Source organism: Virgibacillus sp. M23, assembly GCF_034190895.1.
Classification (GTDB): Bacteria; Bacillota; Bacilli; order Bacillales; family Amphibacillaceae; genus Virgibacillus; species Virgibacillus salarius.
The window spans coordinates 1-400 of record NZ_JAWDHA010000357.1 but is presented as its reverse complement, the minus strand read 5'-3'; the positions used below and the strand labels follow the sequence as shown (position 1 = coordinate 400).

1 pseudogene is annotated in these 400 nt (G+C 41.2%); it reads right to left on the bottom strand.

Annotated elements, in window-relative coordinates:
• Positions 1–400: pseudogene (locus RVS70_RS22980) on the bottom strand (hypothetical protein); the annotation flags it as partial.

The window sequence follows — 400 nt, the reverse complement described above, 5'->3', positions numbered from 1 at the left end:
GTGATAGACAGCCTGTCCTTTCGTTTCTATTTGGCTGACGTTGATAAGTCCCTTTTCTGTCAAGTAATCAAGCATAACGCCAAGATCCTGTGTAAAGTGCTTTAGGTCATGATGTTGAAGAAGCTCACCGAATTGCCAAATGTCTTTTTCTTTCATTACTTCGAAAAGATGCGCCGAACCGATCTCTGCTTTAGAATGGATAAGAAAATCATTTGCTAAGAATAATAATTCTAGTCTTTTTTCCAAGCTCTCGTGACTTTCAATCAGCTCGGAATATAATTTGTACACTTGGGGCTCCATCTGGCGCACTTGGCTCCACACCGTGGTTTCGGGATGAAATCCTCTGTCGATTACTTCAATATGTGCTAAATGATGCAACGCATGAACAACTGCGTTGTAG